Raw genomic sequence first — 23,545 nt, 5'->3', positions numbered from 1 at the left:
CTTTTCCTGCGCTTCTGGATAAGGGGGTTACTACATGCTCGCGCAACTTCCATCAGCCCTGCAAAATTTGCACCTGCCACTGCGGCTGAAACTGTGGGACGGCCATGAGCTTGATCTTGGTCCGGCGCCCAGCGTCACCATTGTGGTGAAAGATCCGCAACTGGTGTCGCAATTCACTCATCCCAGCCTGGACTTGCTCGGTGGCGCCTTCGTTGAGGGCCGACTGGAGTTGCTAGGGTCAATCCGCGAAGTTATCCGGGTTTGCGATGAGTTGAGTCAAGCGCTGCTGGATGAGGATGACAGCGACCAGCCCGCGCGCTCAGAGCACGATAAAGCCACCGATGCGGCATCGATTTCTTACCATTACGACCTGTCCAACGCGTTTTACCAGCTCTGGCTTGACCGCGAGATGGTCTACTCTTGCGCCTATTTCAAGACCGGCGCAGAGACCCTCGAACAAGCGCAGCAGGACAAATTTCATCACCTGTGCCGCAAGTTGCGTTTGCAGCCGGGTGAATACCTGCTGGATGTCGGGTGCGGTTGGGGCGGGCTGTCGCGGTTTGCTGCGCGCGAGTACGGGGTAAAGGTATTTGGCATCACACTGAGTCGCGAGCAATTGGCCTTGGCCCGTGAGCGGGTCGAAGCGGAAGGCTTGCAGGACCAGGTTGAGCTGCAATTGCTGGACTACCGCGATCTGCCTCAGGACGGTCGCTTCGATAAAATCGTCAGCGTGGGCATGTTCGAACATGTCGGTCACGCCAATCTGGAGCTGTATGCCAAGCGCTTGTTTGGTGCGGTCCGCGAAGGCGGCTTGGTCATGAACCATGGCATCACCGCCAAGCACACCGATGGCCGTCCAGTGGGACGTGGCGCGGGCAATTTTATCGAGCGTTATGTCTTTCCGAATGGCGAGTTGCCGCACGTGTCGATGATCAGCGCTTACCTCAGTGAAGCGGGTCTGGAGATCATCGACGTCGAAAGCCTGCGCCTGCATTACGCTCGGACACTTGAACACTGGAGCGAGCGTCTGGAAAGCCGGCTGGAGGAGGCTGCGACCATGGTTCCAGAGCAAATCTTACGCATCTGGCGTTTGTACCTGGCCGGCTGTGCGTATGCGTTTGCCAAGGGCTGGATCAATCTGCATCAGATTCTGGCCGTCAAACCGTATGCCGACGGCAGCCTTGATTTGCCCATGACGCGGGCTGATATCTACCGTTGATCGCGTGATTCAGGGACAGTCGCTACGGGGTTTCGTGACCCCGGAACGACATCAGCGCTTAGAGAATGGGCGAGATCAGGCGCGCAATGCGCATGCCGAGCTGCTGCAGACGATGCGTTTGCTTTCTCTCCTCCAGGGCGATTTCATGGGCGAGGGCGAAGTCGTCATTGAGCATCTTCTCCACTTCGCTGGCGAAGTCACTGTCGACCGTCAACAGCATCAGTTCGAAATTCAGCCTGAACGAACGGTTATCCAGGTTTGCACTGCCGATGGCGGTGATCTCGCTGTCCACCAGCACCACCTTCTGATGCAAGAAGCCCGGCTCATAGCGAAAGATGCGTACCCCTGCGCGCACGGCCTCGAACGCGAACAGGCTGGAGGCGGCGTAGACCACGTAATGGTCTGGACGCGACGGCAACAAAATTCGCACATCGACACCGCGCATTACCGCCAGGCGCAACGCGGCAAACACGGCTTCATCGGGAATGAAATAGGGGCTGGTGATCCACACCCGTTCCATGGCGGAATGGATGGCTTCGACGAAAAACAGTGAGCAGGTTTCCTGAGCGTCCGCCGGGCCTGTGGCCAGTACTTGGCAGAGCACGCCATTTTCGGGATAGGTGTCGGGCAGGATCAAGGGTGGTAACTGCCGAGTGGCCCAAAACCAGTCTTCGGCGAACGATTCCTGCAAGCAGGCGACCACGGGACCGATTACCTGCACATGGGTGTCGCGCCAAGGGGCTAGCGGTGGTTGTTTGCCCAGGTATTCATCGCCCACATTGTGCCCGCCAACAAAGCCACGCAGACCATCCACCACCACGATTTTGCGGTGGTTGCGGAAGTTCACCTGAAAGCGATTAAGCCAGCCGCTACGGGTGGCGAAGGCCTTGATCTGCACCCCGCCGTCGCGCAGGGTGGTGCTGTAGGAATTGGGTAACGCGTGGCTACCGATCCCGTCGTAGAGGACATGGACGGCCACACCTTCGGCGGCCTTTTCCAGAAGCAACGCTTGCAGGCGTCGACCCAGATCGTCGTCATGAATGATAAAAAACTGAATCAGAATCGCTTGTCTGGCGTGGCGAATAGCCTCGAAGATCGCGGCGAACGTGGCTTCACCATTGATCAGCAGCTTTACCTCGTTGTTCGCCAGGCACGGCATACGTCCGAGCTTGGGCATGGCCCGTAGTGAGGCATAAGCGCTACTGCGCCGGGCGGTGACGGCTTCTTCGATCCAGGGCCGCCAATTCAGATCGCCGATGGCCGCGTGCATCTCCCGGTTAGCTTGGCGACGGGCTTTGATGTAAGCATCAAATGAGCTACGGCCGAAGACCAGATAAGGAATGAGGGCTACGTAGGGGATGAATAACAGCGGCATGGCCCAGGCTATCGAGCCTTGGGCGGTGCGTACGGTAAGCAGTGCATGGATGGCAGCAATCAGGCCTAGCAGATGAGTGAAAGCGATCAAGTAGCCGAAGAAGTGCGGGCTGTGGTAATCCATGTGCAACCTTGCTTTAAACTTTTTAGGTCTCTAACAGACCACAGCCCGTCGGGATTGTCGCTATTTTATTCGGCATGCAACTGGTAGGCGCTTGCGTCGTCTAACGCTCATCGTCAGGCTGGAGCTAATCCGGTCATTTTCATATTCAGGAATTTTTCAGATGAACAAACGCGTTTTGGCTTTGCTGTTTTGTCTGGCTGCACCGATCGCTCAAGCGCAGATGTTGCAGCCAGGGTTGTGGGAACTGACGTCGAGCAATATGCAGGTAGACGGCCAGCCGTTGCCTGACCTGCAGCTGATGCTTGCCCAGTTGAACAACCTGCCGCCCGAGCAGCGAGCGATGATGGAACAGATGATGCAAAAGCAGGGCGTGACGCTGGGCGGGAAGGGCGTGCGAGTCTGCCTGACTCAGGACCAGGTCAAGACTGACAATATCCCGCTGACAGACCCCAAATCTGGTTGCAACCAACAGATCACCGACCGCAATGGCAAGACGTGGAAGTTCCGCTTCAGCTGCCCCAAAGCGCAAGGTACAGGGGTAGCCCAGTTCGCCAGTGATCGCGAGTTCAGCACTAAAGTCGTGGGTACCTTCAACGCCACAGGCGCTCAGCAAAACGGCAGCATGGACACCCGTGCCGTTTGGCTGGGTCAGCAGTGCGGGACGGTTAAACCGCGGACTTGATTCCTCGCTGCCAGCGGCTCCGGGCGACAGCATCGTGTGCATGCAGGCTTTCGGCGTGAATGACTTTCAGGTTGAAACCCTTGATGTCCGGGACCTGACTCAGTGCCAGATGGAGCCGTCGCGCAGCATCTTCACAGAACATCAAATTCTGCCCGTTGGCCAAGGCAAACGCTTGCTCATCGGCGCGTTTGACCGCCGTTTGCACCGCAGTGCCAAGGGCGGTCTCGACGTGATCAATAAGTTGGATTAGCGGAAGTTCGTTCACGTGCACGTCCAGCTGAACATCAAGCTGGGCGCTGCTGCGCTGACTGTGTGGGGTGGCAACAATGCCCTGGCTCGTACCGAGCCATGTCAGTACATCCGCATGCTCCAGCGGCCGATTGGCGAAGTCAGAGATGAATTGCGCCTGAATCAGCTGCCTGGCAAGGGCGGCAGAGCATGGGCAGGTCGAGGAATAGCTGACGTCGAATGTTAGTTCCACGTGGAACACTCCATGCTCCAGCCGAGCAAAAATCCCTACCGGATAAGACTTCCAACCGGCCAACGGGCTGATCAATGCCGGGCGTTTCAGCAGCAAATGGCTGTGAATGCGCACAGAGGCACTGGCAGACAGACCGTGGTGCGAGTCGAGAAATTGCTGAAGAACCCGGTGCAGTAATGCGGGTGTGAGGTCTTCTTCATCGAGCATCTCCAGCGCCAGGTACAACCGTGACATATGGATGCCTCGCACTTCCCCATCGTCGAGGCTCACGCCTGCATCCGCTGTGGCGTTCACTCGCTGGCCATTAAACACAATTGGCAGGGCGATGCCGCACATGCCGACCCAATCCAGTGGTAAGGCTTGGCGTGATGCTTGGGAGGCGATATCCGGCAGAGTCAGCGCGTTCATTGAAGGTCCGTCGTCAGGGTTGAAATGTCATGTTATATTATAACTACAAAGTCGACGATGCCTTTTTTGAGCGCGTACGCTACCTGATGAGGAACACCTGATGCCTGACCGTCTACCCGTTACTGTGTTGTCCGGATTTCTCGGGGCTGGCAAAAGCACGTTGCTCAATTACGTGCTGCGCAACCGCGAAAGCATGCGCGTGGCCGTGATCGTTAATGACATGAGCGAAATAAACATCGATGGCAGCGAGGTTCAGCGCGATGTGAGCCTGAACCGTGCCGAAGAAAAACTGATCGAAATGAGCAATGGCTGCATCTGCTGCACCTTGCGCGAGGACTTGCTCGAAGAGGTCAGTCGTTTGGCGCGGGACGGCCGTTTTGACTATTTATTGATCGAATCCACCGGGATTTCCGAGCCGTTGCCCGTGGCTGAAACGTTCACCTTCCGTGATGAGCAAGGCAAAAGCCTGGCCGACATGGCGCGCCTGGACACCATGGTCACCGTGGTCGACGGCATCAATTTTCTGATCGACTACCAGGCCGCCGAGAGCCTGGCGACTCGTGGTGAGACCCTGGGCGAGGATGACGAACGTTCGATCACCGATTTACTGATCGAGCAGGTCGAATTTGCCGATGTCATTCTGATCAGCAAAATCGACCTGATCAGTTCCAGCGAACGTCTGGAGCTGATCGCGATACTTGAGCGGCTCAATCCCCAGGCGGAAATCATTCCTATGGTGATGGGGCAAATTCCGCTGAAAAAAGTGCTGAACACGGGTCGTTTCGACTTCGAGCGCGCCTCGCAGGCGCCGGGTTGGCTCAAGGAGTTACGCGGCGAACATACGCCCGAAACCGAGGAGTACGGCATTGCCTCGACGGCTTACCGTGCCCGTCGACCCTTTCATCCACAGCGCTTTTTCGACTTCATCAACCGTGAGTGGATCAACGGCAAATTGCTGCGCTCCAAAGGCTTTTTCTGGCTGGCGAGCAAGCATCAGGACGCGGGCAGTTGGTCCCAGGCGGGCGGCTTGATGCGTTACGGTTTTGCCGGTCGCTGGTGGCGCTTCGTGCCCAAACAGGAATGGCCGCAGGACCCGGAAAGCACCGCTGCGATCATGGAAAACTGGACCGCCGAGACTGGTGATTGCCGTCAGGAACTGGTGTTTATCGGGCAGCACATCAACTTCGCGCGGCTCACCGATGAGTTGGACAGCTGCCTGCTGACCGATGCGGAAATGACCAGCGGCGTAGACAGTTGGGCGCTGTTGGCGGATCCGTTCGGACCATGGCACGACGAGGCGGCACCTTAAGGGGCAAGCCACTGGCCCTGGCTCTGCCCCTCACAAAACGGCTTAAGGTAGTGCGCATCGCTGGCGACGCCGTAATAGTGAATGTTCTGGTGATAGGGCATATTGGCGACTTGAGCATTGCTGCACACGCCGAAAGCGCCGGCGGGGCATTGATCGACGTATTCCACTTCGGTTTTCTGCCCGGCCAGTTGTGGTTGGCAAAAACCGTCGTGAAACAGCTTCGCCGGGATGTTGCGATTTTCCTGGCAGACTTTGACGTCGAGTCGTTCGGCGTGGCTGTGTACGACGCATGCCTCGGCCCATGCCTCGCTCGATGTTATCAACAACAGTGTTGCCAGCCAGATCGCGCGCATTGATTGTCCCTGTAACCATCACTCTGAAGAATTGGCCCCATGCTGCAGAACATCCCCACCCATGTCATCGCCGGTCCGTTGGGCGCGGGCAAGACCAGTCTGATCAAGCAATTGTTGGCGCAAAAGCCTGCCAACGAGCGCTGGGCGATCTTGATCAATGAGTTCGGCCAGATCGGCCTGGATGCTGCGCTGTTGACCACGGCTGACGATGGTATCGCACTTGGCGAAGTGGCCGGTGGCTGCTTGTGCTGCGTCAATGGCGCGCCGTTTCAAGTTGGGCTGGGGCGCCTGTTGCGTAAGGCGCGGCCGGATCGACTGCTGATCGAGCCCTCCGGGTTGGGCCACCCGGCGCAACTGATGGAGCAGCTGCGTGAGCCGCCTTGGGAAGGGGTCCTGGCTGTTCAGCCGTGTGTGCTGGTGCTTGATGCGACCGCGATGGTGGCCGGTCAGCCTTTGCCTGACAGTCAGCAAGCAGCCTTGGGCGATGCCGGTTTGTTGGTGATGAACAAGTCCGCACTGCTCGACGTTGTCGCCCGCGAGGCGCTGGCCCGGCGCTTGCCGGACCGTCCGTTGTACTGGACCGAACAAGCGGCTTTGCCGTTATCCGAGTTGCCGGGCATTGGTGCGCAAGCCTCTGCGGCTGTGGATAACTTTGTTGCTCCCAAGGGTTTGGCGCAATTGCCTGCGATCTGGACCGACCCGCGTCAGCCGATCTGCTTGAGCCAAGGCCAGGCGGAAGGCTGGAGTATTGGTTGGCGCTGGCATCCGAGCCAGCAATTCGAGCTGATGCGCGTGCAGCAGTGGCTCAATAGCCTGGATTGGCGACGGGCCAAGCTGGTTATCCACAGCAACGCGGGTTGGTTGTCCGGTAATGCGCTGGATGGTGCGGCCATTCATTGGCAAAACAGTGAATGGCGCCGCGATTCACGGCTGGAACTGATATTCACCGCGCCTCAGGACGAGGCCGCGTTGCAAGCGGGACTGGCTGTCTGCTTGCTCTAAAGCGAGTTATCCACAACGGGGAACCGTTATACCGACGGGCTCATTGTTTCCGCTTATTGTGTTCCTGACGCCATTGACTCATCTCGATCACATTGGCGCTGGGTGGCGGAGTTTTGATTTCGAACGGGTAGGGCGCCAGCTCAATGAGTGCGGTGTGTGCGCCGAACATGGTGATGGTGCCGGGGTGGCGTTGCTCGCCGGTGACGGTGAATTCGAAGTTATACACACGGGCCAGGCGCTTTCTGCCGTTGGCATCGCGGGCGAACGTTATACGCCGTAGAGCGACATTGCCGTCCAGCAGCTCGACGTCGAGTTTGGCACAGTGTTGCTTGACTCGCGCCAGTGCTCGCTCGCGCAAACCATGGGAATGCCACAGCCAGGCGCCGCCCGTGGCCAGCAGCATCAGCACAAAAAGGTTGCCCAAGGTCAGCATGAAAAAGTGCTCCAACAAAGAACGTCCAGCTTAACTGGGTCTGACGATTTACAGTCATACCGTGCAGCTTAAATTTCATCCCTGTTGCTTTCTTTGCTTGCGGTCCGCTCGATGCGTGCGCGTCGAGCGGACCCGGTGGGCGCTTAAGGCGCTTCGTCCTTGATGTCCTGATAGCGTTTTTCTAGCTCCTGACGAATTTGCCGCCGTTGCTTGGCCTGGAGGAAGCGACGTTTGTCTTCACTGTTGGCCGGTTCCAGTGGAGGTACGGCAGCGGGTTTGCGCTCGTCGTCTATCGCCACCATGGTGAAAAAGCAGCTGTTAGTGTGGCGCACCGAACGTTCGCGGATGTTCTCGGTGACGACTTTGATCCCCACTTCCATCGAGGTATTGCCGGTGTAGTTGACTGACGCAAGGAAGGTCACCAACTCGCCAACGTGGATCGGTTCACGAAAGATCACCTGGTCCACTGACAGGGTTACCACATAACGCCCGGCATAACGGCTGGCGCAGGCATAAGCGACCTCATCGAGGTACTTGAGCAGGGTGCCGCCATGCACGTTGCCAGAGAAGTTGGCCATGTCCGGGGTCATCAATACAGTCATCGACAGCTGGGTGTTTCCGGGTTCCATAGCGTGCTCACAGGGTGGGTGTGTCAGAAGTGCACCTATGCTGGTGCTCGCGTTCTTGTAGATCAGTTATCCGGACGCTGGCGGACCCGCCGCCGTCACGCCGAAGCGCCCATCTGTTTCCATATATTGCACCGACTTTCTCCGTAGAGGTGCGGTGTTAACCTGCAAAAAGCCTTGGTCGCGGGTACTTCCTACATTGGAGTCGGGTTTTTCAGCGCATAAAAAAGGAGTTTCACGCCATGCATGCCATCAGTTTTATCCAGGACCTGGCGGTAATCATGCTGGTCGCCGGCGTCGTAACGGTCCTTTTTCATCGTCTGAAACAGCCCGTGGTCCTGGGCTATATCGTTGCCGGTTTCATTATCGGCCCGCACACACCGCCGTTCGGCCTGATCCACGACGAGGATACAATCAAGACCTTGGCCGAGCTGGGTGTTATTTTCCTGATGTTCTGTCTGGGCCTGGAATTCAGCCTGCGCAAGCTGTTCAAGGTCGGTGCCACGGCCTTTATCGCGGCTTTTCTGGAAATCGTGCTGATGATCTGGATCGGCTACGAAATCGGGCGTTTCTTCAACTGGAACGCCATGGACTCGCTGTTTCTCGGGGCGATTCTGGCGATTTCTTCAACCACCATCATCGTCAAAGCGTTGAACGACCTGAAGATGAAAAATCAGCGTTTTGCCCAGCTGATTTTTGGGATCCTGATCGTCGAAGACATTCTCGGTATTGGTATTATTGCCTTGCTGTCCGGCATCGCGGTCAGCGGCTCCGTGAGTTCCGGCGAGGTATTTTCCACCGTCGGCAAGCTGTCGCTGTTTATGGTTGTAGCGCTGGTGATCGGTATTCTTCTGGTCCCGCGCCTGTTGGCGTATGTGGCTAGATTTGAAAGCAATGAAATGCTTTTGGTGACGGTACTCGGTCTGTGTTTCGGATTTTGCCTACTGGTGGCCAAGCTTGAATACAGCATGGTGCTGGGCGCTTTTCTGATTGGTGCGATCATGGCGGAATCGCGGCAGTTGCTGAAAATAGAGCAGCTGATTGAACCTGTTCGCGACATGTTCAGTGCAATTTTCTTCGTTGCCATCGGTTTGATGATCGACCCGAAAATCCTTCTCGATTACGCCTGGCCGATTGCCGTGATCAGTGTCGCTGTGGTGCTGGGCAAGATGCTGTCGTGTGGCCTGGGTGCCTTTATCGCCGGGAATGATGGGCGCACGTCCTTGCGGGTTGGCATGGGTTTGTCGCAAATCGGCGAGTTCTCTTTCATCATCGCCGCCCTCGGCATGACGTTGCAGGTCACCAGCGATTTTCTCTATCCGGTGGCAGTGGCGGTATCGGTGATCACCACCTTGCTGACGCCTTACCTGATCCGCTCGGCGGACCCTTTATCGATGAAGCTCGCGGCAATGATGCCTAAGCGTATCGCGCGGGTCTTCGGGCTGTATGGGGAATGGCTGCGCAGTATCCAGCCACAGGGGCAGGGCGCGTTGCTGGCGTCGATGATCCGCAGGATTTTGTTGCAGGTCGGGGTCAATCTGGCGCTGGTGGTGGCGATTTTCTTCTGTGGCGGTTACTTCGCCGAGGGCATTGGCGGTTATTTGAGCGACTGGCCCCGCGATGACAGCCAACACAAGGCGTTGATCTGGGGTGTTTCGTTGCTGGTGTCGCTGCCGTTTTTGATCGCGGCCTACCGCAAGCTCAAGGCGCTTTCGATGTTGTTGGCCGAGATGAGCGTTAAGCCCGCCATGGCCGGACGCCACACCGAACGCGTGCGTCGGGTGATCGCAGAAGTGATCCCTTTGCTGTCGATGTTGGTGATTTTCCTGCTGCTGGCTGCGCTGTCGGCGAGCATCCTGCCGACTAACGAATTACTGCTGGTGATTGGGGTGGTGGCCACTATCGTTGCCGCGGTGTTGTGGCGCTGGTGCATCCGTGTACATACGCGGATGCAGATCGCTTTGCTGGAAACCTTGGGTAACCATCAGGAGCCGCCCGAGCATTGAGGCGACTCCTTTCAGCGCCGCAGTGTGCGGCGCTGAGTTGCACGTCTCAGCTTTCCAGCCAGACATCCCGGGCCCAGTGCCAGACTGACTCCCAGCTTTCTTCGGTCACCAGTTCTTCTTCCGCGGACCACAGCACGACAGTGCCGTCTTCTTCGACGCAGTAATAGTCATCGCCGTTCTGACAGATCGGGATCAACTCGCGAGGCACGCCCAGATCCCACGCCGTTGCGGCAACCTCGGGCAGGTAGGTATGGGACTGCGGGTCCATGACGGTCACAGGTTCCAGGCTGCCATACACCACGTCGCTGACAGTCAGCAAAAACTCTTTGAAGACGAAGGGAATGTTGATGAACAGCTGTTCTTCGATCTCGACCAGATCATCATCTTCGGGCAACTCAAGGGGTACGGGTACCCGCTCGTTTTTTTCACGCAGTTCTTCAATAACTTCTTCCACGGCCTGGATCCTCTAACTTGATGGCGCGGGTTATACAGTAGCGTAAGGTTTTCTCAAAACAACGGTTGCCCAAAAAAAAACAAAACCCCGGTTATCCGGGGTTTTGCTTATCGGTGCAATTCGCTTGCGAGCACTGCCGAGCGTCAGCCGTTCTGGCGGATACCGGCGACCAGCCAAGGCTGGTTGTCACCCTGCGGACGTTCCATGTTCCAGCTTTCGCTGAACACTTCACCTTGGTCGAAGCGCGAAGTTTTGGACACGCCGGAGAAGGTCAAGGTCGCCACGGTTTTATCCGAGCGATCATCCAGGCCATCAAGCTGCACGGTCAGGTTGTCGATGAAGGTCGATTGGAAGCCATCACCCAGGTCTGCACGTTCCTTCTTGAGGAACTGGAGCATTTGTGGGGTGACGAATTCGGCAATCTTGTCCATTTCGTTGGCATCCCAGTGCTGTTGCAGCGACTGGAAGTGGCTGCGAGCGGCTTCGAGGAAGCGTTGTTCATTGAACCAGGCCGGTGCATTGATCACCGGAGCTGCAACCGGGGCTGCAGACGAGCCGCCGAAAACCGATGGCTGAGCCGGTTGCTCGAGGGTTTCACGCTGGAACGGCGCATGACCGGCAGGGGACATGTGCTCTTGTTGCTTGCGTCGACGCGCGGCGATGAACCGGAAGATCACGAAGCCGATGACTGCGATGATCAGGATGTCGAAGAACTGCATGCCCTGGAAGCCGCCGCCCATGAACATCGAGGCGAGCAGGCCGCCTGCCGCGAGGCCAGCCAACGGGCCGAGCCAGCGAGAAGCACCGCCAGCAGCAGCGGCAGCAGGGCGACCAGCGGCGTTAGGCGCAGCCGACGGAGAGGCCGGCGCAGCTTGACGGGATTGATGGCTGGGCGCCGAGCCGAAGCTCTTGCCGCCACCGAAGCGCGCTGCGTTGGCTTCGAGGCTCATTGTGAGCCCGATGCACAGCGCCAGAGCGATGCTTAGAAAACGTTGCATAAAGGAATTCCCATTTATGGATTGCACGCGCGCCATGTTGCACAGGAGAAATGACAATGGCTAGCGCCTAAATGTTTCTGGCTTTTGCTTGGGCCTATAACAGGCTCACAAAGAGTGGCCTGTAGGGCATATCTCTGCAGCCTCAGATATTGAGGCTGATCCTACATGTTCAGTGGCTCAGATCGCTTCCAGCTTGGCGTAGCCCATCATCAGCCATTTGCTGCCTTCTGAGAAGTTAACTTGCACCCGTGCCTGAGCGCCGGCACCTTCGAAATTGAGGATCACTCCTTCGCCAAACACCGAATGCTGAACCCGCTGTCCGAGGCTGAACTCGGTTTCCGGGATGCCGGTGCCATTGAACAGGCTGCTTGTGCCCATGTTCTGCGTGCCGCCGAACGGACGGCTGACGCTGTTGGACAGGCGCACCTCTTGAATCAGGGGTGGCGGAATCTCCCGGACGAAGCGCGAGATCTTATTGCGCGTCTCGCTGCCATATAAGCGACGGGTTTCAGCATACGTCATCACCAGTTTCTGCATGGCGCGGGTAATGCCGACATACGCCAGTCGCCGTTCTTCTTCAAGACGCCCGGGCTCTTCTAGGCTCATCTTGTGGGGGAACAGGCCTTCTTCCATGCCCACCAGGAACACGTGGGGGAATTCCAGGCCCTTGGCGCTGTGCAGCGTCATCAATTGCACGCTGTCTTCATGTTCATCGGCCTGAGTATCGCCCGACTCCAGCGACGCATGGCCAAGGAACCCGGCCAGCGGTGACAGCTCGGCGTCTTCTTCGGCATTCTCGAAGTTGCGCGCGGCGCTGACCAATTCCTCAAGGTTTTCTACCCGAGCCTGGCCTTTTTCGCCTTTCTCTTCCTTGTGGTAGGTGATCAACCCGGACTGCTCGATCACGGTTTGGGTCATCAGATGCAGGGGCATCTCCATGACTTTCGCGGTCAGATTCTCGATCAGCTCGACAAATCCACCCAGCGCTCCGGCTGCGCGGCCAGTCAGGCCTTTATTGGCGATCAGCTGGCGCATCGCTTCCCACATCGACACGTCGGCGTGACGGGCATGTTCGCGAATGGCTTCGACCGTTTTTTCGCCGATGCCGCGTGCCGGGACGTTGATCACCCGTTCCAGCGCGGCGTCGTTGCCGCGACCGTCGAGCAAGCGTAGGTAGGCCATGGCGTTCTTGATCTCGGCGCGCTCGAAGAAGCGCTGACCACCATAGATCCGGTAAGGAATCCGCTCGCGCAATAACGCTTCTTCAAGCACCCGCGATTGAGCGTTGGAGCGGTAGAGGATCGCGATGTCGCTGCGCATCAGGCCGGTCTTTAATGCGCTTTCGATGGTTTGGACCACGTAGCGCGCTTCGTCGTGTTCGTTGAACGCGGCGAACAGATTGATCGGTTCGCCATCACCGCCATCGGTCCACAGCTCTTTACCCAGGCGCCCGCTGTTGTTGACGATCAGGGCGTTGGCGGCCTTGAGAATGCTGGCGGTGGAGCGGTAGTTCTGCTCCAGACGGATGGTTTCGGCGTCAGGGAAGTCAGACGAGTACTGATGAATGTTCTCGATTTTGGCGCCGCGCCAGCCGTAAATCGATTGATCGTCATCGCCGACCACCATCAAGCTGTCGCCGCCCTGGGCCAGTAACCGTAGCCAGGCGTATTGCACGGCGTTGGTGTCCTGGAACTCGTCGACCAGTACATGCCGGAAGCGGCGCTGGTAGTACGCCAGCAGGCCGGGATTGTCGCGCCACAGGTCCAGGGCGCGCAGTAGCAGCTCGGAGAAGTCGATGACCCCTGCGCGCTGGCAGGCGGCCTCGTAGGCTTCGTAGATCGATTTCATGGTGGCCAGGAACAGATCGCCGCTGGCCTGAATATGCTTGGGCCGCAGGCCTTCGTCTTTCTGTCCGTTGATGAACCACTGCGCCTGACGTACCGGCCAGCGCTGCTCGTCCAGCCCCAGTTCGCGGATCACTCGTTTGACCAAGCGTTGCTGGTCATCACTGTCGAGGATCTGGAAGCTCTGGTTCAGTCCGGCTTCCTGCCAGTGCGCCCGCAGCAAGCGGTGCGCCAGGCCGTGGAAGGTACCGACCCACATGCCAGCCGGGTTGATCCCCATCAACTGTTCAATGCGGTGACGCATCTCGGCCGCAGCCTTGTTGGTGAAGGTTACCGAGAGGATCGAGTGTGGCGAGGCATGCTCGACCTGGATCAACCAGGCGATGCGATGCACCAGCACACGGGTTTTGCCGGAGCCAGCACCGGCGAGTACCAACTGACGACCCACGGAGGCAGCTACGGCCTGACGTTGGGCATCGTTGAGGGAGTTCAGCAGAAGGGAGAGATCATCGCGCATCGACGCATTCTAGGGTGCTGGGCTATGTCGGGCAAACCAAGCTTTGCTTAAGCCGATAAATGCCCTGTCGATGACGACCGGTAAGTCAGGGCTGCACGCATGGCAGGCCGTGCCCGGGAGGTTTGAAAACAGCCCTGTGGAGCGGCCTCTTTGCGGTTTTTATGAGTCAAGGGAGTTTGGTCTGTCGAGCGGCTTGTGTATGCTCCGTCGACGTTTGGGCTCCACCATTATAAGAACACTGCCTATGACCTCCAGTCTCAGCTCCTCGGGTGCCTCAACCGCATCAGGTCGAGTTATCCGCGAGCAATTTGCCACTCAGCTTGCGGTGGAACGCACACGTTTGCTTTACCAGGGTTCGCTGTTGCCCACCCTGTTCATGTTACTCAACGGTCTGGTCTGCGCCTGGTTGCTCTGGAGCCCGCAGCGCTATCTGCTGGTCGGCGTTTGGCTGGGGTGGCTGACGACGCTGGTGGGTTTACGCGTCATCCAGGTCGCGGCGTTTAACGCCGCGCCATTGTTGCGCCAGGCGCAGCCGATCTGGCGTGGGATGTTTTTGCTGGGTGCAGGCGTCAGCGGCCTGACCCTCGCCAGCGCGGCAATCGCCTTGGTCCCGGTGGATAGCTTTCAGCAGCAAGCCTGGGTGTTTGGCTTGATCGGTGCCGCGACGCTGTCGGCCAGTATTGCTTACGCGGTGAGTATCCCGGCGTTTCTGACCTTTACCTTGTCGTGCCTGTTGCCCCCGATCACCTTTCTTTTTTTGCATGGCGATGAGCAGCATGGCTGGGGCTGGCTTGGCCTGATATTACTGGTGGCGCTGATTGTCGTGGCCCTGCAGGTTAATCGCTTGATCCGTCAGGGGTTGGTTCAGCGCTTTCAGAATCAGGCGCTGATTGAGCATCTGCAGCAGGCACAGGCCCACGATGAGCAGCTCAACCATGAGTTGGCGCGGGAAATCGAACAGCGACGCAAGGCCGAGCGGGAATTGCGCGAGGCCCAGGTCGGGCTCAAAGCCCGAGTCGTCCAGCGCAGCCTTGAGCTGGATGAGGCCAATCAGGCGCTGAGCAAGAGTGAGGAGAGGCTGGCGCTGGCGCTTGAGGCCAGTGAGCTGGGCCTGTGGGACTGGAACTTGCAAACCGATGAAGTCCACCACACGCAGATCAAAGCATTGTTCGGTCTGGAACCGGAACACGTGACCGCCATGCTCAGCCACCTTAAGCCACGCATACATCGCGAAGACTTGCCGTTGATGCAACTCGCGATGATTGACCATCTGAAGGGGCATACGGACGACTATAAAGTTGCCTATCGCTTCCGGCATGGTGACGGGCGCTGGGTTTGGATCGAGGACCGTGGCCGCGCCTTGGAGCGCAGCAGCGATGGCCGGGTGATTCGCATGCTCGGTACCCGCCGCGACATCAGCGCCAGTAAACAGCTGGAAGAACAGCGCCGTTTGGCCGCCACGGTCTTCGAAGCCGCAAGCGAAGGCATTGTCATTCTTGATCCGAAATACACCCTGCTGGCGGTCAATCGGGCGTTCAGCCGAGTGACCGGCTACCCGCAGGAAGACATGAAGGGCTGCAAGGTCACTGAGCTGGCGTGCAGCCGCGATGCCCGGCGCCATTTTCAAGCGATCCATGAATCGCTGGAGCAAACCGATAGCTGGCAGGGCGAACTGGTTGAGACTCGCAAAAATGGCGAGCTGTATCCGCAATGGCTCCAATTGAACGTAGTGCGCGATGTGCGGGGTAATGTAAGCCACATTGTCGGCTTCTTCGCCGACCTGTCGGCAAGGCGCGAATTCGAAGAACGTATGCGCTATTTGAAGCACTACGATGAGTTGACCGGCCTGGCCAACCGCTCGTTGTTCAAGGAGCGCTTGCGTGAAGCCAGCCAGCGCGTGCGACAGGGCGGTAGAAGCCTGGCGTTGCTGCACATCAATCTGGATCGCTTCAAGCTGCTCAATGACAGCCTGGGCCACGAAGTCGCCGATCAACTGTTGAGGCAAGTGGCGCGGCGTCTTACCAGCGCATTGCCCGAGGCCGACACCATCGCGCGGTTATCCGGTGATGAGTTTGCGGTGTTATTCGATGCCTACGGCAACCTGTCCAGCCTGGCACGGGTCACCAGCCGCCTGCTGGCCAAATTACGGCAGCCTCTTTCGGTGGCCGGGCATGAGTTGGTGGTCAGCGCGTCAGTGGGCATCAGCCTGTTGCCAGACTCGGCCCGAGAGATCTCGGCGCTGGTCAGTCAGTCGAACATGGCCATGCAGCATGCCAAACATCTGGGCGGCAATAATTTTCAGTTCTATACCGAGAACCTGCAAGCCAGCACGCTGGAGCGTCTGCAACTGGAAAATCAGCTGCGCAAGGCGCTCGACGAGAATCAGCTGCAGGTGTTCTACCAGCCCAAGCTGTGTCTGGCGACCGGCCGTTTGAACGCGGCTGAGGCGCTGGTGCGCTGGCTGCACCCGACGATGGGCATGGTGCCGCCAGGGGACTTTATCGGGCTGGCGGAAGAGACCGCGCTGATCGGGCCGATTGGTGAATTCGTGTTACGTCAGGCCTGTTGGCAGGCGTGTGAATGGCAGCGCCAGGGGCTGGAGCCGATCAGGGTGTCAGTCAACCTTTCGGTCCATCAATTGCGTCAGGGCAAGTTGGTCAGTCTGGTCCGCCAAGTGCTTGAGGAAACCGGCTTGGCACCGCGCTACCTTGAGCTGGAATTGACTGAGAGTCAGCTGCTCGACGGCGTGGAGCACATCATCGCAACGTTCCATCAGCTGCATGAGTTGGGCGTGAAACTGGCCATCGACGACTTCGGCACTGGCTATTCGTCGTTGAGTTACCTGAAACGCTTCCCCGTGGATTACGTGAAAATCGACCAGGCGTTCATTCGTGGCTTGGGCGAAGGCACCGAAGACGCAGCCATCACCCGCGCTATCATCGCCATGGCCCATAGCCTGGAATTGAAAGTCGTCGCCGAAGGTGTGGAAAACGAGGCACAACTGAACTTCCTCAAAGCTCACGAGTGCGACGAAGTGCAGGGCTACCTTATCAGCCGTCCGGTGGATGCAGAGGCTGCGACGCGGTTGTTGCGCGAGCATGGGCAGCAGACGTGGTCCCCTCCGGGCTGACGTGTCTGCGAAGGCCGCAACTCGGTGTGCCTGACGGACTGCTTTGCCTGATTCGCAGGCATGCCCGCGCTGGCATGATGAGGGCGGCGGAAAGGTTGCAGATCGTCAAACCGAGCTCGTTTAGCTGGGCGGGCCGCAGGGCATGTAGTATAACTACAAGCATGCTACATCCCGCCCAAGCCTTACTAGCCGAGTCCAGCCCTTTGAACCTGTTGCACCACATCGCCCAGTCACGCCATCTGCTGCGTAAGTCGGAACTCAAGGTTGCCGACCACGTGCTGCTTGACCCTGCGGCTGTAATGCACAGCTCCATGGCTGACCTCGCGCACAACGTGGGTATCAGCGAGCCCACCATCGTCCGCTTTTGCCGTGCCATTGGCTGTACCGGCTTTCAGGATTTGAAGCTCAAACTGGCGCAAAGCCTGGCCGCTGGTGCCAGCTTTGGTCAGTTCGCGATCCACGAAGATGATTCGGTTGCCGATTACAGCCTGAAAATCTTCGACACCACCCTGCACACGTTGATGGAGGTTCGTGAGCATCTCGATCCCCACGCGTTGCAGTTGGCGGTGACGGCGATGGCGTCGGCCCAGCGCGTAGAGTTCTACGGTTTTGGCGCATCCGGCGCGGTGGCGGCGGATGCGCAGCACAAGTTCTTCCGCTTGCTGCTGACGGCTGCGGCGTACTCCGACCCGCACATGCAGGCCATGTCGGCGGTGACACTCAAGCCCACCGACGTGGCGATCTGCATCTCCCAATCCGGACGCTCCAAAGACCTGCTGATCACTGCAAATCTGGTCCGTGAAAGTGGTGCCACGCTGGTGACCTTGTGTCCGAGCCAGACGCCATTGGCAGAGTTGGCGAGCATCAATCTGGCGATTGATGTTCACGAAGATACCGAAATCTATACGCCGCTGACCTCGCGTATTGCCCACCTGGTGGTGATCGATGTGCTGGCGATGGGCGTCGCCATGGCGCGTGGCCCGAGTCTGGTCAACCATCTTAAAAGCGTTAAACGCAGTCTGCGCAGCCTTCGCTTGTCGCCCAAGTCAGTCAAGGCGCTCGACGACTGATTGCTGGGCGTCTCGCCTTCGCAACAGCGCAAAGCTTCATCGTCCTGTCATCTTATCGCCGTGCAACCGTCATTGACGGCGATCATGCTCAAGCTCCCGCAAACGCAATGGGAGACAGGATATGCCTCGGCACTACGATGACTCGCAGCAGCAGCGCGCCACCAGCGCTACCTCCGCTAATACGTCCAAAAATACCCGGCGACAGCAGGAAGATCAGCGACGCATGGAATTCCGTCGTGCGATCGAAAGCTACTCTGAGCAGCGCAAACTGGCGCAGAAGCTTTCCGACTATTTCGAGGTGGGTGATATTGGCGAGTTTGGCTCACTTAATGTGTGGCAGACGGCCTCGGAAGGCTCCCGTCGAAACGCTCAGCAAGCTGGCTGATCTGCGCGCGTTCGGTGCGGATGAATGCAAGAAAGGCATGCGCGACCGGCGACAGCCGTTTGGCCTTGGCTTGCACCACGCACCAGCTGCGGTACAGCGGCAATTCGGCCACCGGAAGCTCGCGCAGCGTCCCGGTGGCCAGCTCTAGGTTCAGAGCATGGCGAGTCAACAACGCCACGCCAAGACCGGCCACCACGCATTCGCGTTGAGCTTCAGCCGAAGAAACCTCAAGGGTTTGGGTGAAGTGCACGCGCTTCTCCTTGAAATACTCCTCGCAGGCTCTGCGCGTGCCTGAACCGGCTTCGCGGATCAGCAAGGGGTAGGGTTCAAGGTCCTTCAGGGTCAATTGCTCGACCTGACACAGCGGATGATCCGACGGCGCCACCGCGACGATCGGGTTGTTGAGGAAGGGCATGAACTCCAGGCCCATGTCCTGCGGCACCATCGACATAATCGCCAGATCATCACGGTTATCCGACAGGCGCTTGATCACCTGCGCGCGATTGACCACCGTCAGGTTCAGCATCACTTCGGGGTGCTGGCGCTTAAACGCGGCAAACAGATGCGGCACGAAGTATTTGGCGCTGGATTCGATGGCCAGTTTGAGTTGCCCTTGCAGCGAGCCCTGCATGTCCGACAGCTGCATATCCAGGTTTTCCAGACGCCCAAAAATGTCTCTGCTGGCGGCTTGTAGCGCTTCGGCGGCCTCCGTCATGTACAGTTTTTTGCCGACATACTCGAACAGCGGCTGGCCAATCAGCTCTTCCAACTGACGAATTTGTAGGCTGACGGCCGGTTGTGTGAGGGCCATTTCATCGGCGGCGCGGCTATAAGACTTCAGATCACAGACTTCGTTGAACGTCCGCAATTGACGCAATGTCATACGCATCAATGACTTACGCATAGCTGACCCCCTCTGAAGATGGTTGAAAAACCAACTATAAGGTTTTACTTATGCATATCCCAACTTTTATTGATTTTTGTTAATCCTTCTTCAGGCATAGGGTAGCTATCACAATGTGGCCGCACGTAACACGCGGTTACACGCCGACCGGCCCAGCCGGTTCGTCTGTTCTAACGGTCGAGGAAACGCCAGTGATAACAAAAATCCTGATCGCCAACCGCGGTGAAATTGCTGTCCGGATCGTGCGCGCCTGCGCCGAGATGGGCATTCGCTCGGTTGCGGTCTATTCCGACGCCGACCGTCATGCCTTGCATGTCAAACGGGCTGACGAAGCGCACAGCATTGGTGCTGAACCACTCGCCGGTTATTTGAACCCACGCAAGCTGGTTAATCTCGCGGTAGAAACCGGTTGTGATGCTTTGCATCCCGGTTATGGTTTCCTTTCGGAAAACGCCGAACTGGCGGACATCTGCGCCGAACGTGGAATCAAATTCATCGGGCCGTCGGCAGAAGTCATCCGTCGCATGGGTGATAAGACCGAAGCACGCCGCAGCATGATCAAGGCCGGTGTACCGGTGACACCTGGCACTGAAGGCAACGTCGCCGATATCGCTGAAGCGCTGGTCGAAGGCGAGCGCATTGGTTACCCGGTGATGCTCAAAGCCACGTCTGGCGGCGGTGGTCGGGGTATCCGCCGCTGCAACAGCCGTGAAGAACTGGAGCAGGCGTTCCCTCGGGTGATCTCGGAAGCGACCAAGGCGTTTGGTTCTGCGGAAGTGTTTCTCGAAAAATGCATCGTCAATCCCAAGCACATCGAAGCGCAGATCCTCGGTGACAGCTTTGGCAACGTCGTGCATCTGTTCGAACGCGATTGCTCGATCCAGCGCCGTAACCAGAAGCTGATCGAAATCGCCCCCAGCCCGCAACTGACCCCGGAACAGCGCGCCTACATCGGCGACCTGTCGGTGCGCGCGGCCAAGGCTGTGGGTTATGAGAACGCTGGCACCGTGGAGTTCCTGCTCGCCGAGGGCGAGGTGTACTTCATGGAGATGAACACTCGGGTGCAGGTGGAACACACCATCACCGAAGAAATCACCGGTATCGATATCGTCCGTGAGCAGATCCGCATCGCCTCCGGCCTGCCGCTCTCGGTCAAGCAGGAAGACATTATTCACCGTGGCTTCGCCCTGCAATTCCGGATCAATGCCGAAGACCCGAAAAACAATTTCCTGCCGAGTTTCGGCAAGATCACCCGTTATTACGCGCCCGGCGGTCCTGGCGTGCGTACCGACACGGCGATCTACACCGGCTACACCATCCCGCCGTATTACGACTCGATGTGCCTGAAGCTGATCGTCTGGGCGCTGACGTGGGAAGAGGCCATGGACCGTGGCTTGCGCGCCCTGGACGACATGCGTCTGCAAGGGGTCAAGACTACCGCCGCGTACTACCAGGAAATCCTGCGTAACCCGGAATTCCGTAGCGGTCAGTTCAATACCAGCTTTGTTGAAAGCCATCCCGAACTGACCAACTACTCGATCAAGCGCAAACCCGAAGAGCTGGCTTTGGCCATCGCCGCCGCCATTGCCGCCCACGCAGGCCTGTGAGGAATACAACAATGAGCAAAAAAATCTTTGTAACCGACACCATCCTGCGTGATGCCCACCAGTCGCTGCTCGCAACCCGCATGCGTACTGAAGACATGCTGCCAATCTGCGACAAGCTCGACAAAGTCGGCTACTGGTCGCTGGAAGTCTGGGGCGGCGCCACGTTCGACGCCTGCGTTCGCTTTTTGAAGGAAGACCCGTGGGAGCGTCTGCGTCAGCTTCGCGCGGCGTTGCCCAACACCCGTCTGCAAATGCTCCTGCGCGGCCAGAACCTGCTGGGCTACCGTCACTACAGCGATGATGTGGTGCGTGCGTTCGTCGCCAAGGCGGCGGTCAATGGTATCGACGTGTTCCGCATTTTTGATGCGATGAACGACGTGCGCAACCTGCGTGTCTCCATCGAAGCGGTCAAGGCGGCGGGCAAGCACGCCCAAGGCACTATCGCTTACACCACCAGCCCGGTTCACACGATTGACGCTTTCGTGGCTCAGGCCAGACAAATGGAAGCCATGGGCTGCGACTCGGTCGCGATCAAGGACATGGCAGGCCTGCTGACACCGTATGCCACGGGCGAGCTGGTCAAGGCGCTGAAGACGGAGCTGTCGCTGCCGGTGTTCATCCACTCCCACGACACCGCTGGCTTGGCCGCGATGTGTCAGCTCAAGGCGATTGAAAACGGCGCCGATCACATCGACACCGCGATCTCCAGCTTCGCGTGGGGCACTAGCCATCCGGGTACCGAGTCGATGGTTGCTGCGCTCAAGGGCAGCGAATTCGACACCGGTTTGAGCCTGGAGCTGTTGCAGGAAATCGGCTTGTACTTCTACGCCGTGCGTAAGAAATATCACCAGTTCGAAAGCGAATTCACCTCGGTCGACACGCGTGTGCAGGTCAATCAGGTGCCAGGCGGGATGATTTCCAACCTCGCCAACCAGCTCAAAGAGCAGGGCGCGCTGAACCGCATGGGCGAAGTACTCGCCGAAATCCCTCGTGTGCGTAAAGACCTCGGCTATCCGCCGCTGGTGACCCCGACGTCGCAGATCGTCGGCACTCAGGCGTTTTTCAACGTGCTGGCTGGCGAGCGCTACAAAACCATCACCAACGAAGTGAAGCTCTACCTGCAAGGCGGCTACGGCAAGGCGCCAGGTCTGGTGGATGAAGCGCTGCGTCGTCAGGCCATCGGTAACGAAGAGCTGATCGATGTGCGTCCAGCTGACTTGCTCAAGCCGGAGATGGCCAGGCTGCGTCTGGAAATCGGCGCGGTGGCCAAGTCTGAAGAAGACGTGCTGACGTACGCCATGTTCCCGGACATTGGACGCAAATTCCTCGAAGAGCGCGAAGCAGGCACCCTGACCCCTGAAGTGTTGCTGCCGATCCCTGACGCGGGTGGCGTGAGCAGGGCGGGCGGCGAGGGTGTACCGACCGAGTTCGTGATCGATGTGCACGGCGAAAGCTACCGCGTCGACATCACTGGCGTCGGCGTCAAAGCCGAGGGCAAGCGTCATTTCTACCTGACCATCGACGGCATGCCGGAAGAAGTGGTGTTCGAGCCCCTCAACGAATTCGTCGGTGGCGGTATCGGCAAGCGCGCGCAGGCCAGCTCGCCGGGCCATGTCAGCACCACCATGCCGGGCAATATCGTGGATGTCCTGGTCAAGGAAGGCGACATCGTCAAAGCCGGCCAGGCTGTACTGATCAGCGAAGCGATGAAAATGGAGACCGAGGTACAAGCCTCCATCGCCGGCAAGGTCTTCGCGATCCACGTGGCCAAAGGCGACCGGGTCAACCCGGGCGAAATCCTGGTTGAGATCCTGGTCGAAATCGAGGGCTGATTCGATACGCGTTTAACGGTTTACTCTGGGGGGAGCACATGTGGCTCCCCTTTTTTTTCGGCTTTTTTTACTGACCGGGTTGGTTTCACTTGCCCGCAATGAGCTTTCACCGTTCCCGGAAGCTCTCCAGCGTTCTCACTTGCTGCCCATCCCGGAAGTTATCCACCGCCAGCCAGCTTTCAAACGCTGCCTGGAGTGCCAGCCATTCGTTATCGGTGATCGAGTACCAGGTGGTGTCGCGGTTCCGGTCTTTGATGACCATGTGCTGACGGAACGTGCCTTCAAAGGTGAAGCCGAAGCGCTCAGCGGCTCGTTTGGAGCGCTGATTATCGTCGTTACATTTCCACTCCAGGCGCCGATTGCCCAGAGCAAACGCGGCCTTGGCCAACAAGTAAATTGTCTCGGTACCCTTGGGCGTGCGCTGCATGGCGGCGCCAAACGTGACATGACCGATTTCGATCCGGCCATGGGCGGGGACGATGGACATCAGGCTCAGGCAGCCGTCGACAATGCCTGTCTGCTGATTGACCACGCTGTAGAACCACGGATCAGTGTCGGCGGCGTGGCGACTCAGCCATGCATCGAATTCGCTTCGCTCAAAAAACGGCCCATAGGGCAAATAGTCCCACAGCGCCGGGTCCGAGGTTGGGCCTTGGAGTGCAGTCCATAGATCGTCGCCGTGGCGCACAGGGTCGAGTTTTTCCAGGCGGATGAAGCGGCCATGCAGCGTGCTTTTGTCCGGGAGCGTCCCGGGTTGCCAGTGCAGTTCAGTGGTGGGCATGAGCAG

20 protein-coding genes are annotated in these 23,545 nt (G+C 58.3%); 10 read left to right on the top strand and 10 right to left on the bottom strand.

The genetic code is table 11. From position 1 onward, the window contains the following. Positions 1 to 34: 34 nt before the first annotated feature. Positions 35 to 1,219, top strand: a complete 1,185-nt coding sequence (gene cfaB, locus RGU44_RS19395) for a C17 cyclopropane fatty acid synthase CfaB (protein WP_322218634.1) — start codon at positions 35 to 37, stop codon at positions 1,217 to 1,219. 58 nt (positions 1,220 to 1,277) lie between these two features. Here cfaB and cls read toward each other — a convergent pair whose 3' ends face one another. Beyond that, positions 1,278 to 2,717 carry a cardiolipin synthase gene (gene cls, locus RGU44_RS19390; protein ID WP_322218632.1) on the bottom strand — a complete coding sequence of 480 codons (1,440 nt, stop codon included), beginning with the start codon at positions 2,715 to 2,717 and terminating at the stop codon, positions 1,278 to 1,280. A 160-nt stretch (positions 2,718 to 2,877) separates the two neighbouring features. On the opposite strand from cls, the gene RGU44_RS19385 reads away from it, so the two are divergent. Beyond that, complete coding sequence (locus RGU44_RS19385) at positions 2,878 to 3,399, top strand: DUF3617 domain-containing protein (RefSeq protein ID WP_322177054.1); 522 nt, start codon at positions 2,878 to 2,880, stop codon at positions 3,397 to 3,399. Here RGU44_RS19385 and folE2 read toward each other — a convergent pair. Continuing rightward, positions 3,383 to 4,288 carry a GTP cyclohydrolase FolE2 gene (gene folE2, locus RGU44_RS19380; RefSeq protein WP_322177053.1) on the bottom strand — a complete coding sequence of 302 codons (906 nt, stop codon included), beginning with the start codon at positions 4,286 to 4,288 and terminating at the stop codon, positions 3,383 to 3,385. The two genes, RGU44_RS19385 and folE2, sit on opposite strands and share 17 nt — an antisense overlap. A 100-nt stretch (positions 4,289 to 4,388) precedes the next feature. Between folE2 and zigA the strand changes: the two genes are divergently transcribed. Next, entirely contained in the window at positions 4,389 to 5,597 is a 1,209-nt protein-coding gene (zigA, locus tag RGU44_RS19375) for a zinc metallochaperone GTPase ZigA (RefSeq protein ID WP_322218629.1), read from the top strand. Here zigA and RGU44_RS19370 read toward each other — a convergent pair. After that, the gene (locus RGU44_RS19370) at positions 5,594 to 5,950 is read right to left on the bottom strand and encodes an NADH:ubiquinone oxidoreductase (RefSeq protein ID WP_322177051.1); all 357 of its coding nucleotides are present in this window, start codon (positions 5,948 to 5,950) and stop codon (positions 5,594 to 5,596) included. The genes zigA and RGU44_RS19370 overlap by 4 nt on opposite strands. 39 nt (positions 5,951 to 5,989) lie before the next feature. Here RGU44_RS19370 and RGU44_RS19365 point away from each other — a divergent pair, with 39 nt between their 5' ends. Continuing rightward, complete coding sequence (locus tag RGU44_RS19365; RefSeq protein WP_322177050.1) at positions 5,990 to 6,952, top strand: CobW-like GTP-binding protein; 963 nt, start codon at positions 5,990 to 5,992, stop codon at positions 6,950 to 6,952. A gap of 40 nt (positions 6,953 to 6,992) precedes the next feature. Here the strand turns inward: RGU44_RS19365 and RGU44_RS19360 are convergent, their stop codons facing one another. Then, a complete protein-coding gene (locus RGU44_RS19360) occupies positions 6,993 to 7,385 on the bottom strand; it encodes a DUF3301 domain-containing protein (protein ID WP_322177049.1) in 393 nt (130 codons plus the stop codon). Between the two features lie 143 nt (positions 7,386 to 7,528). Further along, positions 7,529 to 8,014, bottom strand: coding sequence for an acyl-CoA thioesterase (locus RGU44_RS19355; protein ID WP_322177048.1), 486 nt, complete (start codon positions 8,012 to 8,014; stop codon positions 7,529 to 7,531). Positions 8,015 to 8,253: 239 nt separating this feature from the next. Here RGU44_RS19355 and RGU44_RS19350 point away from each other — a divergent pair, with 239 nt between their 5' ends. After that, positions 8,254 to 10,017 (top strand): cation:proton antiporter, encoded by a 1,764-nt coding sequence (locus RGU44_RS19350; RefSeq protein WP_322218626.1) that lies wholly within the window; start codon positions 8,254 to 8,256, stop codon positions 10,015 to 10,017. Positions 10,018 to 10,063: 46 nt separating this feature from the next. Here RGU44_RS19350 and RGU44_RS19345 read toward each other — a convergent pair whose 3' ends face one another. The 3 genes from RGU44_RS19345 to uvrD all read right to left on the bottom strand — a co-directional run bounded on the left by RGU44_RS19345 (position 10,064) and on the right by uvrD (position 13,830). Beyond that, positions 10,064 to 10,471 (bottom strand): SMI1/KNR4 family protein, encoded by a 408-nt coding sequence (locus tag RGU44_RS19345; RefSeq protein ID WP_322218623.1) that lies wholly within the window; start codon positions 10,469 to 10,471, stop codon positions 10,064 to 10,066. A gap of 143 nt (positions 10,472 to 10,614) precedes the next feature. Further along, on the bottom strand, positions 10,615 to 11,469 hold the full coding sequence (locus tag RGU44_RS19340) for a Tim44 domain-containing protein (RefSeq protein WP_322177046.1): 855 nt from the start codon (positions 11,467 to 11,469) through the stop codon (positions 10,615 to 10,617). A 177-nt stretch (positions 11,470 to 11,646) separates the two neighbouring features. Beyond that, on the bottom strand, positions 11,647 to 13,830 hold the full coding sequence (uvrD, locus tag RGU44_RS19335; protein ID WP_322218621.1) for a DNA helicase II: 2,184 nt from the start codon (positions 13,828 to 13,830) through the stop codon (positions 11,647 to 11,649). Between the two features lie 244 nt (positions 13,831 to 14,074). Here uvrD and RGU44_RS19330 point away from each other — a divergent pair, with 244 nt between their 5' ends. The 3 genes from RGU44_RS19330 to RGU44_RS25180 all read left to right on the top strand — a co-directional run bounded on the left by RGU44_RS19330 (position 14,075) and on the right by RGU44_RS25180 (position 18,415). Beyond that, positions 14,075 to 16,960, top strand: a complete 2,886-nt coding sequence (locus tag RGU44_RS19330; protein ID WP_322218619.1) for an EAL domain-containing protein — start codon at positions 14,075 to 14,077, stop codon at positions 16,958 to 16,960. Positions 16,961 to 17,163: 203 nt separating this feature from the next. After that, positions 17,164 to 18,030 carry a transcriptional regulator HexR gene (gene hexR / locus RGU44_RS19325; protein ID WP_322182953.1) on the top strand — a complete coding sequence of 289 codons (867 nt, stop codon included), beginning with the start codon at positions 17,164 to 17,166 and terminating at the stop codon, positions 18,028 to 18,030. 223 nt (positions 18,031 to 18,253) lie between these two features. Then, the gene (locus RGU44_RS25180) at positions 18,254 to 18,415 is read left to right on the top strand and encodes a PA3496 family putative envelope integrity protein (protein ID WP_407074662.1); all 162 of its coding nucleotides are present in this window, start codon (positions 18,254 to 18,256) and stop codon (positions 18,413 to 18,415) included. Here the strand turns inward: RGU44_RS25180 and RGU44_RS19315 are convergent. Further along, positions 18,357 to 19,319: a LysR family transcriptional regulator gene (locus tag RGU44_RS19315; RefSeq protein ID WP_322218617.1), complete on the bottom strand. Its 963-nt coding sequence runs from the start codon at positions 19,317 to 19,319 to the stop codon at positions 18,357 to 18,359. The two genes, RGU44_RS25180 and RGU44_RS19315, sit on opposite strands and share 59 nt — an antisense overlap. A 191-nt stretch (positions 19,320 to 19,510) precedes the next feature. Here RGU44_RS19315 and RGU44_RS19310 point away from each other — a divergent pair, with 191 nt between their 5' ends. Beyond that, entirely contained in the window at positions 19,511 to 20,926 is a 1,416-nt protein-coding gene (locus RGU44_RS19310; protein WP_219064594.1) for an acetyl-CoA carboxylase biotin carboxylase subunit, read from the top strand. Positions 20,927 to 20,937: 11 nt separating this feature from the next. After that, positions 20,938 to 22,758: a sodium-extruding oxaloacetate decarboxylase subunit alpha gene (oadA, locus tag RGU44_RS19305; RefSeq protein ID WP_322218616.1), complete on the top strand. Its 1,821-nt coding sequence runs from the start codon at positions 20,938 to 20,940 to the stop codon at positions 22,756 to 22,758. A gap of 106 nt (positions 22,759 to 22,864) precedes the next feature. On the opposite strand, the gene RGU44_RS19300 is transcribed toward oadA, so the two are convergent. Next, positions 22,865 to 23,539: a GNAT family protein gene (locus tag RGU44_RS19300; RefSeq protein WP_322218614.1), complete on the bottom strand. Its 675-nt coding sequence runs from the start codon at positions 23,537 to 23,539 to the stop codon at positions 22,865 to 22,867. Positions 23,540 to 23,545: the final 6 nt, after the last annotated feature.

Source organism: Pseudomonas sp. 5C2 (assembly GCF_034314155.1).
Lineage (GTDB): Bacteria > Pseudomonadota > Gammaproteobacteria > Pseudomonadales > Pseudomonadaceae > Aquipseudomonas.
Note: the sequence above shows the minus strand (reverse complement) of the source record. Positions and strands in the feature narration are given on the sequence as shown.

What these genes read in the sequence shown, in the direction of transcription:
- cls (WP_322218632.1), bottom strand. Translation starts at nt 2,717, where the DNA reads ATGGATTACCACAGCCCGCACTTCTTCGGCTACTTGATCGCTTTCACT.
- RGU44_RS19355 (WP_322177048.1), bottom strand. Translation starts at nt 8,014, where the DNA reads ATGGAACCCGGAAACACCCAGCTGTCGATGACTGTATTGATGACCCCG.
- RGU44_RS19350 (WP_322218626.1), top strand. Translation starts at nt 8,254, where the DNA reads ATGCATGCCATCAGTTTTATCCAGGACCTGGCGGTAATCATGCTGGTC.
- uvrD (WP_322218621.1), bottom strand. Translation starts at nt 13,830, where the DNA reads ATGCGCGATGATCTCTCCCTTCTGCTGAACTCCCTCAACGATGCCCAA.
- RGU44_RS19365 (WP_322177050.1), top strand. Translation starts at nt 5,990, where the DNA reads ATGCTGCAGAACATCCCCACCCATGTCATCGCCGGTCCGTTGGGCGCG.
- RGU44_RS19330 (WP_322218619.1), top strand. Translation starts at nt 14,075, where the DNA reads ATGACCTCCAGTCTCAGCTCCTCGGGTGCCTCAACCGCATCAGGTCGA.
- RGU44_RS19385 (WP_322177054.1), top strand. Translation starts at nt 2,878, where the DNA reads ATGAACAAACGCGTTTTGGCTTTGCTGTTTTGTCTGGCTGCACCGATC.
- RGU44_RS19370 (WP_322177051.1), bottom strand. Translation starts at nt 5,950, where the DNA reads ATGCGCGCGATCTGGCTGGCAACACTGTTGTTGATAACATCGAGCGAG.
- RGU44_RS19340 (WP_322177046.1), bottom strand. Translation starts at nt 11,469, where the DNA reads ATGCAACGTTTTCTAAGCATCGCTCTGGCGCTGTGCATCGGGCTCACA.
- RGU44_RS19300 (WP_322218614.1), bottom strand. Translation starts at nt 23,539, where the DNA reads ATGCCCACCACTGAACTGCACTGGCAACCCGGGACGCTCCCGGACAAA.
- zigA (WP_322218629.1), top strand. Translation starts at nt 4,389, where the DNA reads ATGCCTGACCGTCTACCCGTTACTGTGTTGTCCGGATTTCTCGGGGCT.
- RGU44_RS25180 (WP_407074662.1), top strand. Translation starts at nt 18,254, where the DNA reads ATGGAATTCCGTCGTGCGATCGAAAGCTACTCTGAGCAGCGCAAACTG.
- RGU44_RS19315 (WP_322218617.1), bottom strand. Translation starts at nt 19,319, where the DNA reads ATGCGTAAGTCATTGATGCGTATGACATTGCGTCAATTGCGGACGTTC.
- cfaB (WP_322218634.1), top strand. Translation starts at nt 35, where the DNA reads ATGCTCGCGCAACTTCCATCAGCCCTGCAAAATTTGCACCTGCCACTG.
- RGU44_RS19360 (WP_322177049.1), bottom strand. Translation starts at nt 7,385, where the DNA reads ATGCTGACCTTGGGCAACCTTTTTGTGCTGATGCTGCTGGCCACGGGC.
- oadA (WP_322218616.1), top strand. Translation starts at nt 20,938, where the DNA reads ATGAGCAAAAAAATCTTTGTAACCGACACCATCCTGCGTGATGCCCAC.
- folE2 (WP_322177053.1), bottom strand. Translation starts at nt 4,288, where the DNA reads ATGAACGCGCTGACTCTGCCGGATATCGCCTCCCAAGCATCACGCCAA.